Origin of the sequence: Thioclava sp. DLFJ5-1 (assembly GCF_002020115.1) — a bacterium.
In the GTDB taxonomy this organism is placed as follows: domain Bacteria; phylum Pseudomonadota; class Alphaproteobacteria; order Rhodobacterales; family Rhodobacteraceae; genus Thioclava; species Thioclava sediminum.
The window spans coordinates 346,867-364,527 of sequence record NZ_MPZU01000002.1 but is presented as its reverse complement, the minus strand read 5'-3'; the positions used below and the strand labels follow the sequence as shown (position 1 = coordinate 364,527).

At 63.9% G+C, this 17,661-nt stretch carries 16 protein-coding genes; 13 read left to right on the top strand and 3 right to left on the bottom strand.

Going from position 1 to position 17,661, the window contains the following annotated elements:
• The first annotated feature begins 79 nt into the window (after positions 1-79).
• Together BMI86_RS09055 and BMI86_RS09050 are read left to right on the top strand one after the other, a co-directional pair.
• Positions 80-2,284 carry an NADP-dependent isocitrate dehydrogenase gene (locus tag BMI86_RS09055; protein WP_078540868.1) on the top strand — a complete coding sequence of 735 codons (2,205 nt, stop codon included), beginning with the start codon at positions 80-82 and terminating at the stop codon, positions 2,282-2,284.
• A 91-nt stretch (positions 2,285-2,375) separates the two neighbouring features.
• The gene (locus tag BMI86_RS09050; protein ID WP_078540866.1) at positions 2,376-3,590 is read left to right on the top strand and encodes an NADP-dependent isocitrate dehydrogenase; all 1,215 of its coding nucleotides are present in this window, start codon (positions 2,376-2,378) and stop codon (positions 3,588-3,590) included.
• 252 nt (positions 3,591-3,842) lie between these two features.
• Here the strand turns inward: BMI86_RS09050 and BMI86_RS09045 are convergent, their stop codons facing one another.
• Entirely contained in the window at positions 3,843-4,064 is a 222-nt protein-coding gene (locus BMI86_RS09045; protein WP_078540864.1) for a hypothetical protein, read from the bottom strand.
• Positions 4,065-4,504: 440 nt separating this feature from the next.
• Between BMI86_RS09045 and BMI86_RS09040 the strand changes: the two genes are divergently transcribed.
• The 10 genes from BMI86_RS09040 (at position 4,505) to gluQRS (ending at position 16,480) form a co-directional block, all read left to right on the top strand.
• On the top strand, positions 4,505-5,107 hold the full coding sequence (locus BMI86_RS09040; RefSeq protein ID WP_078540862.1) for a YitT family protein: 603 nt from the start codon (positions 4,505-4,507) through the stop codon (positions 5,105-5,107).
• Positions 5,108-5,226: 119 nt separating this feature from the next.
• Complete coding sequence (locus BMI86_RS09035; protein ID WP_078540860.1) at positions 5,227-5,874, top strand: YitT family protein; 648 nt, start codon at positions 5,227-5,229, stop codon at positions 5,872-5,874.
• 18 nt (positions 5,875-5,892) lie between these two features.
• Positions 5,893-6,228 (top strand): SMR family transporter, encoded by a 336-nt coding sequence (locus tag BMI86_RS09030; protein ID WP_078540858.1) that lies wholly within the window; start codon positions 5,893-5,895, stop codon positions 6,226-6,228.
• Positions 6,229-6,326: 98 nt separating this feature from the next.
• Positions 6,327-8,144: a translational GTPase TypA gene (gene typA / locus BMI86_RS09025; protein ID WP_078540857.1), complete on the top strand. Its 1,818-nt coding sequence runs from the start codon at positions 6,327-6,329 to the stop codon at positions 8,142-8,144.
• A 148-nt stretch (positions 8,145-8,292) separates the two neighbouring features.
• Positions 8,293-11,109 carry a DNA gyrase subunit A gene (gyrA, locus tag BMI86_RS09020; RefSeq protein WP_078540856.1) on the top strand — a complete coding sequence of 939 codons (2,817 nt, stop codon included), beginning with the start codon at positions 8,293-8,295 and terminating at the stop codon, positions 11,107-11,109.
• Positions 11,110-11,432: 323 nt separating this feature from the next.
• The gene (locus tag BMI86_RS09015; protein WP_078540853.1) at positions 11,433-13,043 is read left to right on the top strand and encodes a BCCT family transporter; all 1,611 of its coding nucleotides are present in this window, start codon (positions 11,433-11,435) and stop codon (positions 13,041-13,043) included.
• Positions 13,044-13,240: 197 nt separating this feature from the next.
• Entirely contained in the window at positions 13,241-14,017 is a 777-nt protein-coding gene (locus BMI86_RS09010) for a hypothetical protein (protein ID WP_078540850.1), read from the top strand.
• Positions 14,018-14,069: 52 nt separating this feature from the next.
• Positions 14,070-15,419 (top strand): methylenetetrahydrofolate--tRNA-(uracil(54)-C(5))-methyltransferase (FADH(2)-oxidizing) TrmFO, encoded by a 1,350-nt coding sequence (trmFO, locus tag BMI86_RS09005; RefSeq protein WP_078540848.1) that lies wholly within the window; start codon positions 14,070-14,072, stop codon positions 15,417-15,419.
• Positions 15,416-15,610: a hypothetical protein gene (locus BMI86_RS09000; protein WP_078540846.1), complete on the top strand. Its 195-nt coding sequence runs from the start codon at positions 15,416-15,418 to the stop codon at positions 15,608-15,610. The genes trmFO and BMI86_RS09000 overlap by 4 nt, the downstream gene beginning before the upstream one ends.
• Positions 15,611-15,631: 21 nt before the next feature.
• Positions 15,632-16,480, top strand: coding sequence for a tRNA glutamyl-Q(34) synthetase GluQRS (gene gluQRS / locus BMI86_RS08995; RefSeq protein WP_078540844.1), 849 nt, complete (start codon positions 15,632-15,634; stop codon positions 16,478-16,480).
• A gap of 28 nt (positions 16,481-16,508) precedes the next feature.
• Here gluQRS and hisI read toward each other — a convergent pair whose 3' ends face one another.
• Positions 16,509-16,871, bottom strand: coding sequence for a phosphoribosyl-AMP cyclohydrolase (gene hisI, locus BMI86_RS08990; protein WP_078540842.1), 363 nt, complete (start codon positions 16,869-16,871; stop codon positions 16,509-16,511).
• Positions 16,872-16,932: 61 nt separating this feature from the next.
• Here hisI and BMI86_RS08985 point away from each other — a divergent pair, with 61 nt between their 5' ends.
• Positions 16,933-17,361: an iron-sulfur cluster assembly scaffold protein gene (locus tag BMI86_RS08985; protein ID WP_078540840.1), complete on the top strand. Its 429-nt coding sequence runs from the start codon at positions 16,933-16,935 to the stop codon at positions 17,359-17,361.
• A 166-nt stretch (positions 17,362-17,527) separates the two neighbouring features.
• On the opposite strand, the gene BMI86_RS21555 is transcribed toward BMI86_RS08985, so the two are convergent.
• On the bottom strand, positions 17,528-17,650 hold the full coding sequence (locus tag BMI86_RS21555) for a hypothetical protein (protein WP_281480109.1): 123 nt from the start codon (positions 17,648-17,650) through the stop codon (positions 17,528-17,530).
• Positions 17,651-17,661: the final 11 nt, after the last annotated feature.

The window sequence follows — 17,661 nt, the reverse complement described above, 5'->3', positions numbered from 1 at the left end:
ATCGCATACCGTCTAGCCAAGCGCATCTGAATCGGGTAAGAGGCAGCAAACCGAGGCTTCAACCGAAGAGGGCTGTGCCATGAGCGACAAGAACACTCCTGACATCATTTACACCAAGGTCGACGAGGCCCCGGAACTGGCGAGCGCATCGCTGCTTCCGATCGTGCGCAAATTCGCGCAAGCGGCCGGGATTTCGGTGGGCACCAAGGATATCTCGCTCGCGGGCCGTATCCTCGCCACCTTCCCCGAAGCGCTCACCGAAGAGCAGCGCCAGTCGGACGATCTGGCATGGCTCGGCGATTACGTAAAGACGCCGCAGGCCAACGTCATCAAGCTGCCGAACATCTCGGCCTCGGTGCCGCAGCTGGTCGCCGCCGTGCGCGAGCTGCAGGGTCAGGGTTACGCCCTGCCCGACTACCCGGAAGAGCCGAAGACGGACGCGGAAAAAGCCGTCCGCGCGAAATACGACTCGATCAAGGGCTCCGCCGTGAACCCGGTGCTGCGCGAGGGCAACTCCGACCGCCGCGCCGCCGCCGCCGTGAAGAAATTCGCGCAGAACAACCCGCACCGCATGGGCGAGTGGACCGCCGACAGCAAGACCCGCGTGGCCACCATGTCGGAGGGCGATTTCTTCTCGAACGAACTCTCGGCGACCCTGCCGAAGGCATCCACCGCGAAGATCGTTCTGGAAGGTGCCGATGGCGAGACCGTTCTGAAGGACGGCGTGAGCTATCCCGAAGGCACCGTGGTCGACGCGACCTACATGTCCGCTGACAAGCTCGACGCGTTCCTCGCCGAGGAAATCAAGAAGACCAAGGACGAAGGCGTCCTGTTCTCGCTGCATATGAAAGCGACGATGATGAAGGTCTCCGACCCGATCATCTTCGGTCATGCGGTGAAGGAATGGCTCAAGCCGGTCTTCGAGAAATACGGTGACAAGATGAAATCGCTCGGCGTCGATCCGGCCTCGGGCATGGGCGACCTGCTGGAGCGCGTGAAAGGCGAGCCGGAGATCCTCGCCGCGATCGAGGAAGTCCGCGACCAGCGTCCGCCGATGTATATGGTGAACTCGGACAAGGGCATCACCAACCTGCACGTGCCCTCCGACGTCATCATCGACGCCTCGATGCCCGCGCTGATCCGCGCCGGCGGCAAAGGCTGGGGCCCGGACAACAAGGAACACGACTGCGTCTGCGTGATCCCGGACAGCTCCTATGCGCCGGTCTATGATGCGACGATCGAGTATTTCAAAGCCAACGGCAAACTGAACCCCGCCACCGCGGGCACCGTTCAGAACATCGGCCTGATGGCGCAGAAAGCCGAAGAATACGGCTCGCACCCGACCACCTTCGAGATCCCGGCCGACGGCACCGTAAAGATGGTTCTGGACGACGGCACGGTTCTGCATTCGCATGACGTGAAGAAGGGCGACATCTGGCGTTCGGCTTCGGCCCGCAAGGCGCCGATCGAAGACTGGGTGAACCTCGCCATCGACCGTCAGAAAGCAACCGGCTACCGCGCGATCTTCTGGCTCGACGAGACCCGCGCCCACGATGCGGAACTGATCTCCTTCGTGAAGCCGATCCTTGAGGCCAAAGGCGTGGCCGACAAGTTCGAGATCATGGCCCCGCGTGAGGCGACGATTGCCTCGCTCGAGACCATCACCAAGGGCGAGAACACGATCGCGATCACCGGCAACGTGCTGCGCGACTACCTGACCGACCTGTTCCCGATCCTCGAGCTGGCCACCTCGGCCAAGATGCTCTCGATCGTGAAGCTGATGCAGGGCGGCGGTCTGTTCGAGACTGGCGCGGGCGGCTCGGCGCCGAAACACGTCCAGCAGCTGGTGGAAGAAAACCACCTGCGTTGGGACTCGCTGGGCGAATTCTGCGCATTGGGCGAGAGCTTCAAGTTCTTCGCCGACCAGACCGACAACGCCAAGGCGCGCGTGCTGGGCGAAACCGTGGAGACCGCGACGCAGGGCATCCTCGACAACGATCGCTCGCCCTCGCGCAAGGTCGGCGAGCCCGACAACCGCGCCAGCCACTACTGGTTCGCCCGTTACTGGGCCGACGCGCTGGCGGCGCAATCGAGCGATGCCGAGCTGGCCGCCGAATTCGCCCCGATCGCCAAGGCGCTGGCCGACGGCGAAGCGAAGATCGTGGCCGAACTGGCAGAGGTTCAGGGCAAGCCCGCCGATATCGGCGGCTACTACCACGCCGATCCGAAAAAGCTCTCGGCGGTGATGCGCCCGAGCGAAACGCTCAACGCCATCATCGGCTGAGAGCACTGAGACTGAAGGGGCGGCGCGGGCCGCCCCTTTCGATTCCCGGCCTCCCCGGAACACAAACCCGTGAATTTTGGAAGGAACGCGCATGACCAAGATCAAGGTAGACAACCCCGTCGTCGAACTCGACGGCGACGAGATGACCCGCATCATCTGGGACTTCATCAAGCAGAAGCTGATCCTGCCCTATCTCGATATCGACCTGAAATATTACGACCTCGGCATCGAGAGCCGCGACGCGACCGACGACCAGATCACCGTCGATGCGGCCGAGGCGATCAAGCAATACGGCGTCGGCGTCAAATGCGCGACGATCACCCCCGACGAGGCGCGGATGGAGGAATTCAACCTCAAGCGCATGTATCGCTCGCCCAACGGCACGATCCGCAACATCCTCGGCGGCGTCATCTTCCGCGAGCCGATCATCTGCAAGAACGTCCCGCGCCTCGTTCCGGGCTGGACCAAGCCGATCGTCGTCGGCCGTCACGCCTATGGCGACCAGTACAAGGCCACCGATTTCCGCTTCCCCGGTAAGGGCACGATCACGCTGAAATTCGTGGGCGACGATGGCGAAGTCATCGAGAAGGAAGTGTTCCAGGCGCCTGACGCGGGCGTCGTGATGGGCATGTACAACCTCGACAAGTCGATCATCGACTTCGCGCGGGCCTCGCTGAACTACGGTCTCCTGAAGGGCTGGCCGGTGTATCTCTCGACCAAGAACACGATCCTCAAGGCCTATGACGGCCGCTTCAAGGATCTGTTCCAGCAGGTCTTCGAGGAAGAATTCGCCGAGAAGTTCAAGGAAGCGGGCATCTGGTACGAGCACCGCCTGATTGACGACATGGTGGCGTCGTCGCTGAAATGGTCGGGCGGCTATGTCTGGGCCTGCAAGAACTACGATGGCGACGTGCAGTCCGATACGGTCGCGCAGGGCTTCGGCTCGCTGGGCCTGATGACCTCGATCCTGATGACGCCCGATGGCAAGACGGTGGAAGCTGAGGCCGCCCACGGCACGGTGACGCGTCACTATCGCCAGCACCAGCAGGGCAAGGAGACCTCGACGAACTCCATCGCCTCGATCTTCGCCTGGACCGGTGGCCTGAAGCACCGCGCCAAGCTTGACGACAACGCGCAGCTTCAGACTTTCGCGGAGACGCTCGAGAAGGTCTGCGTGCAGGCGGTCGAGGACGGTCACATGACCAAGGACCTCGCGCTGCTCGTCGGCCCCGATCAGAAATGGCTGACCACGATGGGCTTCCTCGAGAAGATCGACGAATACCTGAACAAGTCGCTGTCGCTGTAAAGCGCGCGAAACGGGTTGAGGAAGGCGGGGGTATCCCCGCCTTTTTCGTTTCTGGCGCGGGGCGACCAGCCCCGGGCCGCGCCCGACCTCCCCCCGGGAGGGCGCATTGGCGATGTCTCCGCAAGCAGGCATGTCATTCGGGTTTGCACAATAAAGCGACAAACCACGAACGAGGCACAGCGCCCACCCGAGGTCGGGCGCGTCCCTCATGTCCTTGTCGGGCCGGGCGCATCACACGCCCGGCCCTTTCGCTTACCGCATCATGCTCCACGGCTCTGGCGGAGGCTCGGCGGGCCCGAGCCCGATATCTCTACGCAAATGGTCGCTGAGCTGCCCCGCATCGAGCGGGCGCGGTTTGCCACCACGCGCGATCAGCGCAAACAGCGCCGCGCGGAGAACTTTGCCTGCGCCGAACTTGGCGATGGCGGCTTCGATGGTGAATGCGTCGCTCGGACGCTCGAGAGTCTGGATCATGTCATGTCCCGGCGCGGGACCATCCCCGCAACCGGCCTTTCGTCTACTGATGTGAAAGAAGACCCGACGGGGACCGCGAGAACGCGGCCAGGATGCGTCACAACAGGATCGGGACGCGGAAATCGGGTCAGTTTGCGGGAGTAGGGCCTAGGCCCCGGGGCGTATCGGGAAGGTCAGTCCTGGCGTCGTGCGACGCGAGTGGTGCCCGAAAAACCGATACGGGTTTCGCACTGCGATGCGAGGGCTTGGCGATATGACATCATGGCGGCCCTCCTCTTGTCTTGGGCATTGCGAATGGCGCTAATTGGCCCGATCCCGAAAGCGGCGGCAACTCACGCGACTGTGATCCGCAGGTATTGGAGCACCTCTGTTGCCGATGCGCCTCAGTTCTTGCGCTTGTCGTTGCCGCGTGGCATCTGAGCGCCATGAGCGACACCCGTATGCAAGACCCGCACCGCCACACTCTGCCCGAGGACACCCAAGGGCTTCTCACCGGCACCTTGCTGGTGGCGCTGTCGGTGTCGCTGCTGCATGGCGCGGGGCTGTTCACCGGTCAGATCGCGGGCCTGTCGCTGGTGCTGTCTTACGTCACCGGATGGAGCTTCGGCGCGATCTTCTTCACGCTCAACCTGCCCTTCTACTGGCTGGCTTTCCGCCGGATGGGCGCGCGGTTCACGGTGAAGACGGTGCTTTCGGTTGCGCTTCTGTCCGGATTTACCGAAGTTTTTCCGCATCTTCTGAGCTTCGCCATCCTCCACCCCGGCGCGGCCGCCGTGCTGGCGGGCGTGACCGCAGGCGCGGGCCTTCTGGCCCTGTTCCGCCACGGGGCGAGCCTTGGCGGCGTGGGGATCGTGGCGCTTTACCTGCAGGACAAGACTGGCTTCAAAGCGGGCCGCACGCAGATCCTGTTCGATTGCGGCGTGTTCCTCTTCGCGCTCTTCGTGCTGCCGCTCGACAAGGTGCTGTGGTCGCTGCTGGGCGCGATGGTTCTCAACGTGATCATCCTGATCAACCACCGCCGCGACCGCTATATCGCCACCTGATCCGGGCGTGATCTGCGGGCAACGGGTCCACGCACCCTGCCCCGACCCTTTCGCGCGATGCAAAGCCGACCTGCGCCCAGCGATTTGGTAGGTCAGCTATTATGCCCTATTATTAGGTCATGACCACTGACGCACATATCACCGCCGACCAGATCGCAGCCAAAGAGGCAACCCGTCCGCATTACTCGAAGCTCGAGGATCTGCAGGGCCTCGTCGTGGCCGCGGCCCAAGCCGCGCTGGGAATCCACCTGCTGCGCGCCGCGGGCCTCGTGACCGGGGGCACCGCGGGCGCCGCGCTGATCCTGTCCTATATCACCGGGTTCAGCTTCGGGGTCGTGTTCTTCGTGATCAACATCCCCTTCTACGCCTTCGCCTATTACGCGCGCGGTGCAGGCTTTGCGCTGAAAAGCCTCGTGACCGTGACACTCGTGTCGCTGATGGCCGAGGCGCTCAAACCCGTGCTGCATGTCGCGGAAATTCACCCCGCCGTGGCCGCCGTGCTGTTCGGCATCTCGGCGGGCGTCGGCCTGCTCGGCCTCTTCCGCCACAAGGGCTCGCTCGGCGGCGTCTCCATCGTCGCCGTGATCTTGCAGGACAAGTTCGGCTTCCGCGCCGGCTGGACGCAGCTGATCCATGACCTGTGCCTGTTTGTCATCGCGAGCTTCATCCTCGCGCCGCCGCTGGTGCTCTACTCGCTTCTGGGCGCGCTGGTGCTGAACTTCATCGTCGCGATTAACCATCGTCGCGACTGGTATATCGCCGAGTGATCCGGCAAACTGCCGGGCATGTTCAACACCTACCTCTTCCTGCTCATCGCGGTCGCCTTCGAGACCTTCGGCTCGGCCTGTCTGCAGGCGAGCCAGCAATTCACCAAGGTTTGGCCGACGGTGGGCGTCGCGGTGGGCTTCATCGGCGGGCTCTATTTCTTCACGCTGGTGCTGAAAGTGCTGCCGCTCGGGATCACCTATGCGCTGTGGTCCGGGATCGGCATGGTGCTGATCGCGGGCGTGGGCTGGCTGATGTTCAATCAGCGGCTGGATTTGCCCGCCCTGATCGGGATCGCGCTGATTCTGACGGGGATCATCGTGATCAACCTGTTCTCGAAATCGCATTTCCACTGACGTGATGCCGCATCGCGGCGCGATTGCCGCGCTGGGGGCTAGCCGAGAGGCGATCTTTCCTTTATGGGCGGGGCAACTCAAGAACAGGACGACCTCCCATGGACCTTCGCAACATTGCGATCATCGCTCACGTGGACCACGGCAAGACGACGCTCGTGGACCAGCTTCTGCGCCAATCGGGCGCTTTCCGTGAAAACCAAGCCGTCGCCGAACGCGCGATGGACAGCAACGACATCGAACGCGAACGCGGCATCACCATTCTCGCCAAGGCCACCTCGGTCGAGTGGAAAGGCACCCGCATCAACATCGTCGACACCCCCGGCCACGCCGATTTCGGCGGCGAGGTGGAGCGTATCCTGTCAATGGTGGATGGTGTTGTGCTGCTGGTGGACGCGGCCGAAGGCCCGATGCCGCAGACCAAATTCGTGACCTCGAAGGCGCTCGCGCTCGGCCTCAAGCCGATCGTCGTGCTCAACAAGGTCGACAAGCCCGCCGCCGAGCCCGATCGCGCGCTCGACGAGGTGTTCGACCTCTTCGCGAACCTCGACGCCGATGAAGAGCAGCTTGACTTCCCGCATCTCTACGCTTCCGGCATCGGCGGCTGGTGCGACGAAGAGCTGGACGGCCCGCGCGAGAACCTCGACGCGCTGTTCGATCTGATCCTGAAGCATGTCGAGCCGCCGAAGCAGGAATTCCGCGCCGACGAGCCCTTCCAGATGCTGGCCACCACGCTCTCGGCCGACCCGTTCATCGGGCGCATCCTTACGGGCCGCATCGAGGCGGGCACGCTGAAAGTCGGCGATCAGCTCAAGGCGCTGTCGCGCAAGGGCGACCGCATCGAAGCCTTCCGCTGCACCAAGATCCTCGCGTTCCGTGGCCTGTCGCAGCAGCCGATCGACGAAGCCGTCGCAGGCGACATCGTCACCGTCGCGGGCATGACCAAGGCGACCGTGGCCGACACGCTCTGTGCGCCCGAAGTCGACACCCCGATCGACGCGCAGCCGATCGACCCGCCGACGATCTCGGTGACCTTCGGCATCAACGACTCGCCGCTCGCCGGTAAGGATGGCTCGAAGGTCCAGTCGCGCATCATTCGCGACCGCCTGATGAAAGAGGCCGAAACCAACGTCGCGATCCGCGTCGAGGACACCCCCGGCGGCGACGCCTTCGTGGTCTCGGGCCGTGGCGAACTTCAGATGGGCGTTCTGATCGAGAACATGCGCCGCGAAGGGTTCGAACTGTCGATCTCGCGTCCCAAGGTGATCTTCCGCGAGGAAGACGGCCAGCGCATGGAGCCGATCGAGGAAGTCATCATCGACGTGGATGAGGAATATTCCGGCGTCGTGATCGAGAAGCTGACCGGCTACCGCAAGGGCGAGCTGGCCGAGATGCGCCCCGCTGAGGGTGGCAAGACCCGCATCGTGGCCCATGTCCCCTCGCGCGGCATGATCGGCTATCAGGGCGAGTTCCTGACCGACACGCGCGGCTCGGGCGTGCTCAACCGCCTGTTCCACGGCTGGACACCTTACAAGGGCCCGATCGACGGCCGCCGTCAGGGCGTGCTGATCTCGATGGAGAATGGCGTATCGGTCGCCTACGCGCTGTGGAACCTCGAAGAACGCGGCAAGCTGTTCATCGGCGCGCAGGAGCAGGTCTACACCGGCATGATCATCGGCGAGCATTCGCGCGAGAACGATCTCGAAGTGAACCCGCTCAAAGGCAAGAAGCTGACCAACGTCCGCGCCTCGGGCACGGATGAAGCGGTTCGCCTGACCCCGCCGACGCGGATGTCGCTCGAGGAAGCCATCGCCTATATCAACGATGACGAACTCGTCGAGGTCACGCCGAAATCGATCCGCCTGCGCAAACTGCACCTCGATCCGCACGAGCGTAAGCGCGCCGCGCGCGAAGCGTGATCGGTTGCGGCCCGCGCCGCACCGGAACACCGCAAGCTGACGTCACGAAGAAGGCCCCGCGCACCCGCCGGGGCCTTCTCCATGATTGCACCCGCCGCTTGCGGCCTTTATAAGGTTCCACAACAATATCTAGAATATCGAGGCGCGCGTGACCGACACTCCTGAACCGCCGGAAACCGAAGAAGAAGGCCCCGGGCGGCCCGCTTATCTCGGCCCCACTGTGTCCATCGCGGACGAGATGAAAACCGCCTATCTCGATTACGCGATGAGCGTGATCGTGAGCCGCGCGATCCCCGATCTGCGCGATGGTCTGAAGCCCGTTCACCGGCGCATTCTCTTCGCGATGCACGAGACCGGGAACACGTTCGACAAGCCCTATCGCAAATCGGCACGTCCGGTCGGCGACGTGATGGGTCAGTATCACCCGCATGGCGACGCCGCGATCTACGACGCGTTGGTGCGGATGGCGCAGCCCTTCTCGATGTCGCTGCCGCTGCTCGACGGTCAGGGCAACTTCGGCTCGATGGATGGCGATAACGCCGCAGCGATGCGCTACACCGAAGTGCGCATGGCGAAACCGGCCAATTACATTCTCGCCGATATCGAGAAAGACACGGTCGATTTCCAGGACAACTACGACGGCAAGCAGGAAGAACCGACGGTTCTGCCCGCACGCTTCCCGAACATGCTGGTCAACGGCGCGGGCGGCATCGCGGTCGGCATGGCGACCAACATCCCGCCGCATAACCTCGGCGAGGTCTGCGACGCGACGCTGGCGCTGATCGACAACCCCGACATGTCGGACGAGGCGATCATGGAGATCGTCCCCGCCCCCGACTTCCCCACCGGCGGCCTGATCATGGGCCGTGGTGGCGCACGCAAGGCCTACCTCGAAGGGCGCGGCTCGGTCATCATCCGGGCGAAGACCCGCGTGGAAGAGATCCGCAAAGACCGCTTCGCGATCGTGCTGGACGAGATTCCCTATCAGGTGAACAAGGCGGCGATGATCGAGAAGATCGCCGATCTGGTGCGCGAGAAGAAGCTCGAAGGCATCTCGAACATCGCCGACGAATCCGACCGCGTCGGCGTGCGCGTCGTGATCGAGCTGAAGCGCGACGCGACCCCGGATGTGGTGCTCAACCAGCTTTTCCGCTTCACGCAGATGCAGACCTCCTTCGGCTGCAACATGCTGGCGCTGAACGGCGGCCGCCCCGAGCAGCTCACGCTGCGCCAATTCCTCAGCTATTTCATTAGCTTCCGCGAGGAAGTTGTCGCGCGCCGCACCGCGTTCGAACTGCGTAAGGCACGCGAGCGGAGCCACGTTCTGTGCGGTCTGGCCGTGGCAGTGTCCAACGTGGACGAGGTCGTGGCCACCATCCGCTCCTCGGCCGATGCGGCAGAGGCCCGCGCCCGCCTGATGGAGCGCCGCTGGCCCGCGCATGACATCGTCGAATATCTCAAGCTGATCGACGATCCGCTGCATCCGGTCAACGACGACGGCACCTACAACCTGTCCGAGACGCAGGCACGCGCGATCCTCGATCTGCGCCTGCAGCGTCTGACCCAGATCGGGGTGAAGGAAGTCACGGACGAACTCGCCCAACTGGCCGAGAAGATCCGCGAATACCTCGCCATCCTCGCCTCGCGCGAGCGGATCATGGCGATCATCGCCGACGAGCTGCGCGAAGTGCGCGAGCTGTTTGCCGTGCCGCGCCGCACCGAGATCATCGACTGGGCCGGCGACATGGCCGACGAAGACCTGATCGAGCGCGAAGACATGGTCGTGACCGTCACGCAGGGCGGCTACATCAAGCGCACGCCGCTCGCCGATTTCCGCTCGCAGAAGCGCGGCGGCAAGGGCCTTTCCGGCGGCGCGCTGAAGGATGACGACACAGTCACCACGCTGTTCGTCGCCAACACCCATACGCAGCTTCTGTTCTTCACGACCGGCGGTATGGTCTACAAGATGAAGTGCTGGCAGCTGCCGCTCGGCTCGCGCCAGTCCAAGGGCAAGGCGATCGTCAACATCCTGCCGATCCCCACCGGCGTCTCGATCGCGGCGATCACGCCGGTCGATCGCGACGAGGCGGAATGGGACGACCTGCAGATGGTCTTCGCGACCTCCAAGGGCACCGTGCGCCGCAACCGCCTGTCGGATTTCACCAACGTCATGCGCAACGGCAAGATCGCGATGAAATTCGAGGACGAGAACGAAGGGATGCGCCTGATCAACGCGCGCATCTGCTCCGAGGACGATGACGTGATGCTGGTCACCGCCAGCGGGCGCGCGATCCGCTTCCCCGTGCCGGAAGTGCGCGTGTTCAACTCGCGCAACTCGGTGGGTGTGCGCGGCATCAAGCTCAAGGGCGATGACGAGGTCGTCTCGATGTCGATCATCCGCCACTTCGAGGCCAGTTCGGAAGAGCGCGCGGCCTATCTCAAGCAACGTCGCCTGATGGCGGGCGTGACCGAGGACGAGGTCGAGCCCGACGAGGACGAGGAAGCCGTGGCCGAGGGTCAGCTGAGCACCGAGCGCTATGCCGAAATGTCCGCCGCCGAGGATCTGATCCTGACGATCACGTCGAAAGGCTCGGGCAAGATCTCGTCGAGCCATGACTACCCGACCCGCGGTCGCGGCGGTCAGGGCGTGACCGCGATCGACAAGGCGATGCGGGGCGGCCCGCTTGTGGCCTCCTTCCCGGTCGAGATGAGCGATCAGATCATGCTGGCCACCTCGACGGGTCAGTCGATCCGCTGCCCGGTGGAAGACATCTCCTTCCGCTCACGCTCCGCCGGTGGCGTGCGTGTGTTCAACACCGCCAAGGGCGAAGTCGTGGTCTCGGTCGCGCGGATCGCCGATCAGGGCGATGACGACGATCTGGATCCGGAGGCCGAAGGGTCGACCGATGCGCCCGACGCGCCCGACACGTCGGGTGACGGCGGCACGCCGGATAGCGAAAGCTGAACCGCCGAGGCTGTTCCCAATTCGGAACGGCTTCGCAAAAAGCAATGAAATCGAGCCCCCGCTCCGCAAGGACGGGGGCTTTTTCTTGTTACAGCACGGGTTCGACGTCTGGAACTTCGGCGGGCGCGTGGCGCCCTACAAAGGCTGGAACAAGAAGCTGTTCCGCTACCGACCCAGCTTCTGATTACAGACGGGATCCGATGTTGCGGCCCGGCCACGCGCCGGGCGGTTTCCATTTTTTCTTTCCTCCAATGCCCCTTCTGCGCGGAACCACCCCTGAAGCCACCCGTTGCGGTTGCACTATTAGAAACAGGGAGAGTTTCATGAAAGCCTTTGCAGACAGGCTCGGTCTGAGAACCGACCCGACCATTTTCTTCGTATCGGCAGGCTTCACGATCCTCTTCGTGCTCGCACTTGTCATCTTTCCCGGCCCGATTGGCGATGCGTTCGCCACGGGCCGTTCTTGGATCGTCGCCAATCTCGGCTGGTTCTTCATTCTCGGCGTCAATGTCTGGCTGGGCTTCCTGATCTGGGCCGCGATCTCGCGCCACGGCCATATCCGGCTCGGGCCCAAGGACAGCCGCCCGGAATACGGCAATCTGTCATGGTTCACGATGCTGTTCGCGGGCGGCATCGGCACGGTGCTGATGTTCTGGGGCGTGGCCGAGCCGATCAGCCATTTCTCCAAGCCGCCGCTGCCGGGCGTCGCGCCCTATTCCGACGAGGCCGCGAAAGACGCGATCTCCATCGCGGTCTATCACCTCGGCCTGCATACCTGGACGATCTTCACGCTGCCCGGTCTGGGGTTCGCCTATTTCATCAACCGCTACGACCTGCCGGTGCGGGTGTCGTCGGTGTTCTATCCGCTGCTGAAAGAGGGCATCAACGGGCCGATCGGCAAGGCGATCGACATCGCCTCGATCCTCGGCACGCTGTTCGGCGTCGCCGTCTCGCTCGGTCTCGGCTCTAGCCAGATCGCCGCCGGTCTGGATGCGCTTCTGGGCACGGGTGACGGCACGTTCGTCAAGATCGCGATCCTGACGGTGCTGACCGCCGTTGCGATCACCTCGATCGTGGCGGGGCTCGACAAGGGCGTGAAGCTGCTGTCGAACATCAATATCGGCATGGCCGTGGGCTTGATGGTCTTCGTGCTGATCTTCGGCTCGACCCTGTTCCTGCTGCGCGGGATCGTGCAGACCGTCGGCCTCTATCTCACCAACCTGCCGCATCTGGCCTTCTGGAACGACATGCTGGCCAACGAGAACCCCGACACGCCCGGCTGGGGCTGGCAGGGCTCGTGGACGGTATTTTACTGGGCCTGGACGGTGACTTGGTCACCCTTCATCGGCCTGTTCGTGGCCCGCATCTCGCGCGGTCGCACGGTGCGCGAATTCGTCTTTGGCGTGCTGCTGGCACCCTCGCTCTTCACGCTGATCTGGTTCGCGATCTTCGGCTGGCAGGCGATGGAGTTCGACGGCATCGGCCAAGCCGCACGCGATGCGATGGGCGATCAGGCGGGGCAATTGTCGCAAGCCGTCTCGGATAGCGTGCCGCTCGCGATGTTCGCCTTCTTCGAGCATTTCCCCTTCGTCCATATCGTCCAGGGCATCGCGGTGATCGTGGTGGCGATCTTCTTCGCAACCTCGTCGGACTCGGCGTCCCTGGTGGTCGACATGCTCTGCACCGGCACGCCAACCCCCGGCCCAGTCCATCAGCGCGTCTTCTGGGGCGCGGCCGAGGGGCTGGTCGCGGCGATGCTGATCGTACTGGCGGGCGATGCGGGGCTGACCGCGCTGCAACAGGTCATCACGGTCGTAGGCCTGCCGATCTTCATCCTCGTGTCGATGATGATCCCCTCGATCATAAAGGGCTTCGCGCTGGAGGATATCGACCACGTCTCGATCGGCAAGCGGCCCAAGCTGGACGATTTCTAATCGCGCGATCCCAAGGTCGGACCCTATCGAACGGCCCGGAGTGGAAACGCTCCGGGCCGTTAACCCATTAGAAAGTTTAACCCTTCCTTAAGACCCGCCCGCCTGCCACAAGAGATCAAAGCCGCAGCGGAGCATGGGTCCGAAGCGCAGCCGGCGAAGTTCGGCCTTGTTCAGTTACCGCGTCACGAGGTCCGATCATGCGCCACGCTTCTGTCTTTGCCCTGCGGGGCGTCGTTTTCTGTCTCGCCGCAGCCGTCAGCGCTGGCCCCGCGCTCGCCCAAAGCGCGCTCGGTTTCACCGGGGCCGAGCTGACGATCGAGGACACCAGCGGCGACTTCGGAGCCGCCCGCGCCGATCTGAGCGCCGATTTCGCCCTGACCCCAGCGCATGGGCTGCAACTCGACCTCGGCGCAAACGATGCCGGGCCGCGCTGGCGCGGCGATCTGGCGGCGCATCTCTACATGGCGCCCACGGAGCGCGCGAAATACGGGCTCTTCGCCGCCGTCTCCGATACCAGCCACGCCAGCCAGACGGCCTATGCGGCGGGCGCGGAAGCGATGTGGGCTGTCGGCGCAAGAGGCAGCGTCTCGGCGCGCGGCGGGCTCGGCACCATCAAACCCGGCAGCAACGATTACGTCTTCGCAGGCCTCGCCGGCCTGTGGGACGTCAGCCCGCGCACGACGCTGACCGCAGACCTTTCCGTCGTGGACATCTCCGAATTGGCCTTCAGCTCCCGCGAGACCACCGCCGCACTCGGCATAGGCCACCGGCTGGGCGACGGCCCCGCGACGCTCTTCACCCGGATCGAGCGCGCCCATTTCACCGGCCGCCCCGACAGCCGCGACGAGACCCGTCTCGCCCTCGGCCTCACATTGCGCTTCGGCTCGCGCGGCCACGGCGTGCGCAACAAGAGCTTCGCGCCGATCCGCCCGCTCGACGGCCTCTTCGCGCGCGGCACCTTCGCCCTGGACTGAGCATCTGCGATCGGCCTTCCCTTTTGCCGCTTTGACCACTACATGAGCGGCCATGACAGAAGAACTCCATATCGTCGGCGGTGGCATGGCGGGCTCGGAAGCGGCCTGGCAAGCGGCGAATGCCGGCATCCGCGTGGTGCTGCACGAAATGCGGCCCAAGGTCGAAACCTTTGCGCACCAGACCGGCAACTATGCCGAGATGGTCTGCTCGAATTCGTTCCGCTCGGACGATCACGAGCGCAATGCCGTGGGCCAGCTCCATTGGGAAATGGGCGCTGCGAACGGGTTGATCATGGACACGGCGCGCAAGCATCGTCTGCCCGCAGGCGGTGCGCTGGCCGTGGACCGCGAGGCGTTTTCGCAATCCGTGACCGAGGCGCTGCGCGCCCATGAAAATATTTCCTTTACCGAGGAAGAGGTTACCGAGCTTCCTTCAAGTGGCAAATGGATCTTCGCGACCGGCCCGCTGACCTCGGAATCCTTGGGTAAAGCGATCCTGCAAGCCACCGGCAAAGAGCGTCTGGCCTTCTTCGACGCCATTGCACCCATCGTCTATGCCGACACGATCGACATGTCCGTCGCGTGGCGTCAGTCGCGCTACGACAAGGGCGAGACCGAGGAAGAGCGCACGGCCTATATCAACTGCCCGATGACGAAGGACGAATACGAAGCCTTCATCGACGCGTTGCTCGAGGCCGACAAGACCGAGTTCCACGAGGGCGAAACCGCGGGCTATTTCGACGGCTGCCTGCCGATCGAGGTGATGGCCGAACGCGGCCGCGAGACCCTGCGCCACGGGCCGATGAAGCCGGTCGGTCTGACCAATGAACACGATCCGCAAACCAAGGCCTGGGCGGTGGTGCAGCTGCGCCGCGACAATGCGCTCGGCACGCTCTACAATATCGTGGGCTTCCAAACGAAGATGAAGTATGGCGCGCAAGCCGCTGTTTTCCGGATGATTCCGGGGCTTCAGGATGCCAAGTTCGCGCGGCTGGGGGGCATCCACCGCAACACCTTCATCAACTCGCCGACGCTGCTCGATGCGCAGATGCGTCTGAAATCGCACCCGAACCTGCGCTTCGCCGGTCAGATCACCGGCGTCGAAGGCTATGTAGAGAGCGCCGCGATGGGGCTTCTGGCCGGTCGTATGGCTGCTGCCGAACTTCAAGGCCGCGAACTGCCGCCGCCGGGACCCGAAACCGCGATGGGGGCGTTGATCACCCACATCACCGGCGGGGCCGAGGCGAAGACGTTCCAACCGATGAACGTCAATTTCGGGCTCTTCCCGCCGATCGACGCCAAGGGCGGGCGGCGTGGCCGCAAAGACCGCTACAAGGCCTATACCGATCGCGCCAAGACGGTCTTCGGCGACTGGCTGGCGCAGCAAGGAGAGACTGTATGAATTACGTACTGGCCCTGTTTCTGCCGCCGCTTTCTATCGTGCTGATCGGACGCATCTTCCTTGCGATCCTCGTCTTCGTGATCTGGATTCCGGCGATCATCTTCTCGGGCGGGCTGACGCATCCGATGTTCATCGCACTCGCCTGGATCCTGATCTATCAGGCGCATGCGGATCGCCGCGCGGGCGGCTGATTTGGCGGGGTGCGCGCGTCGATGATCACACGCTTCGCCCCCTCGCCGACGGGCCCGCTGCATCTGGGCCACGCCTATAGTGCGATCTTCGCGCATGACATGGCGCGCAAGGCCGGCGGCCAGTTCCTGCTGCGGATCGAAGACATCGACCAAAGCCGCGCGCGACCGCACTGGGAAGAGCAAATCTATGACGATCTGCGCTGGCTTGGGCTGACCTGGGACGGGCCGATTCTGCGCCAGTCTGACCGCTTGAACATCTACCGCGAAACCCTTGAAACGCTTTGGGAAAGCGACCTTCTCTTTGCCTGCACCTGCACGCGGCGCGATATCGAGGCGGCGGCCTCCGCACCGCAGGAAGGCGTGCAATACGGGCCCGACGGGCTGATCTATCCCGGCACCTGCCGCGAACGCGGCGCGCGCCGCCCCGGGGCTCCGCTGCCGGACAGCGCGCTACGCCTGAACATGACCCGCGCCGCCCGCGATATCCGTTTCGAGGAAATCTGCGCGCTGCACAAAGGTACGCATGAGGTCTCCCGCGCCGATTTGATCGACAAGGTGGGCGATGTCGTGCTCGCGCGGCGCGAGATGGGCACCTCCTACCACCTCGCCGTGGTGCTCGACGATGCTGCGGAAGGCATCACCCATGTCACGCGCGGCGCGGACCTGTTCGACGCCACGCAGATCCATGTGCTGCTTCAAGCCCTACTTGAACTTCCGAAGCCAACCTATTGCCATCACGACCTAATTCGCGACGAGAATGGTAAACGCCTCGCCAAGCGCGACGACGCCCGCGCCATCGCGAAGTACCGCGAGGACGGGGCCACCCCGGACGACATTCGCCGCATGGTCGGGCTGCCCGCTTCCTCTTGACGGAAATATCCTCCCCGAAGGGCCGCTCTCAATCTTCCATCGGCGTGAGGATCTCGACCTCTTCGCCATCGCGGATCGCGGTATAGAAGCACGAGCGCCGATTGGTGTGGCAGGCCGGGCCTTCCTGCTCGACCAGCACCAAAAGTGCGTCGCGGTCGCAATCGACCCGCATCTCGCGCAGGCGCTGCACATGGCCCGAGGTCTCGCCCTTCACCCAGAACGATTTCCGCGAGCGCGACCAATAGGTTACGCGTCCTGTTTCAAGTGTCTTCGCGACGCTTTCCGCGTTCATCCATGCCATCATCAGGATATCGCCCGAGAGCGCATCCTGCGCGATGGCGGGGATCAAACCGTTGGCGTCATAGGTCAAGCTGGCGGGATCGAATGGCATCGGCTCTTTCCTTCCTGTGGCTCAGGTCCTATCTACGCCGGACGGGCCGAAGGGGAAAGAGATGAGCGACACCGATCTGATCAAGCTCTATTCGCAGCGTATTCTGGCGCTCGCCGCCGATATGCCGGGCACCGATCCGCTCCCCGCGCCTGATGTGACCGTGCGCAAGCGCGCGCCGCTGTGCGGCTCCACGGTCGAGGTCTCGCTGACCTGCGCGGACGGCCGCGTGACCGGCTATAGCCAGAACGTGCATGCCTGCGCGCTGGGTCAGGCTTCGGCTGCGATCTTCGGGGCGCAGGCCGTGGGCCGCACGCGTGACGAGGTCGCAAAGCTGCGCGATCAGCTCGCCGAGATGCTCAAGGGTGGCCCCGTCCCCGATGCGCCTTTCGGCGAGTACGAGGTGCTGCAAGCCGCGCGCGACTATCCCAACCGGCATGGCTCGATCCTGCTCGCCCCCGAGGCGACGCTCGAAGCGCTCGAGCAGTGCTGAGCCGCTAACCTCTCTCCCTCGCGATAAAAAAAGCCGCCACTCGAAAGAGCGGCGGCTGAAGTTGCGCTTTACGGACAGGCGGGCCTGGGGGACAGGCGAAGCCGCAGGTTTGGGACAGGTGCGGCAGCCAAAAAGCGCGAGGCAGTAACGATGAGACAGGTCGGGCTTAGAGGAGCCCCGGCAGCCAAAGCGCCATGATGAAGCTTGCGCAAAGCGCGATGCCCCCCACGGTGTCGGCCAGCAGTGTGCTGTGATTGCGGTCGAGAAGTTCCTTGATTTCCTTGGCCATCTGGCACCTCC

What these genes read in the sequence shown, in the direction of transcription:
- hisI (WP_078540842.1), bottom strand. Translation starts at nt 16,871, where the DNA reads ATGCCATTCGATCCCGCCAGCTTGACCTATGACGCCAACGGTTTGATC.
- BMI86_RS21555 (WP_281480109.1), bottom strand. Translation starts at nt 17,650, where the DNA reads ATGGCCAAGGAAATCAAGGAACTTCTCGACCGCAATCACAGCACACTG.
- BMI86_RS08985 (WP_078540840.1), top strand. Translation starts at nt 16,933, where the DNA reads ATGAGCGACACCGATCTGATCAAGCTCTATTCGCAGCGTATTCTGGCG.
- BMI86_RS09035 (WP_078540860.1), top strand. Translation starts at nt 5,227, where the DNA reads ATGACCACTGACGCACATATCACCGCCGACCAGATCGCAGCCAAAGAG.
- gluQRS (WP_078540844.1), top strand. Translation starts at nt 15,632, where the DNA reads ATGATCACACGCTTCGCCCCCTCGCCGACGGGCCCGCTGCATCTGGGC.
- BMI86_RS09040 (WP_078540862.1), top strand. Translation starts at nt 4,505, where the DNA reads ATGCAAGACCCGCACCGCCACACTCTGCCCGAGGACACCCAAGGGCTT.
- BMI86_RS09055 (WP_078540868.1), top strand. Translation starts at nt 80, where the DNA reads ATGAGCGACAAGAACACTCCTGACATCATTTACACCAAGGTCGACGAG.
- BMI86_RS09045 (WP_078540864.1), bottom strand. Translation starts at nt 4,064, where the DNA reads ATGATCCAGACTCTCGAGCGTCCGAGCGACGCATTCACCATCGAAGCC.
- BMI86_RS09015 (WP_078540853.1), top strand. Translation starts at nt 11,433, where the DNA reads ATGAAAGCCTTTGCAGACAGGCTCGGTCTGAGAACCGACCCGACCATT.
- BMI86_RS09010 (WP_078540850.1), top strand. Translation starts at nt 13,241, where the DNA reads ATGCGCCACGCTTCTGTCTTTGCCCTGCGGGGCGTCGTTTTCTGTCTC.
- trmFO (WP_078540848.1), top strand. Translation starts at nt 14,070, where the DNA reads ATGACAGAAGAACTCCATATCGTCGGCGGTGGCATGGCGGGCTCGGAA.
- typA (WP_078540857.1), top strand. Translation starts at nt 6,327, where the DNA reads ATGGACCTTCGCAACATTGCGATCATCGCTCACGTGGACCACGGCAAG.
- BMI86_RS09000 (WP_078540846.1), top strand. Translation starts at nt 15,416, where the DNA reads ATGAATTACGTACTGGCCCTGTTTCTGCCGCCGCTTTCTATCGTGCTG.
- BMI86_RS09050 (WP_078540866.1), top strand. Translation starts at nt 2,376, where the DNA reads ATGACCAAGATCAAGGTAGACAACCCCGTCGTCGAACTCGACGGCGAC.
- BMI86_RS09030 (WP_078540858.1), top strand. Translation starts at nt 5,893, where the DNA reads ATGTTCAACACCTACCTCTTCCTGCTCATCGCGGTCGCCTTCGAGACC.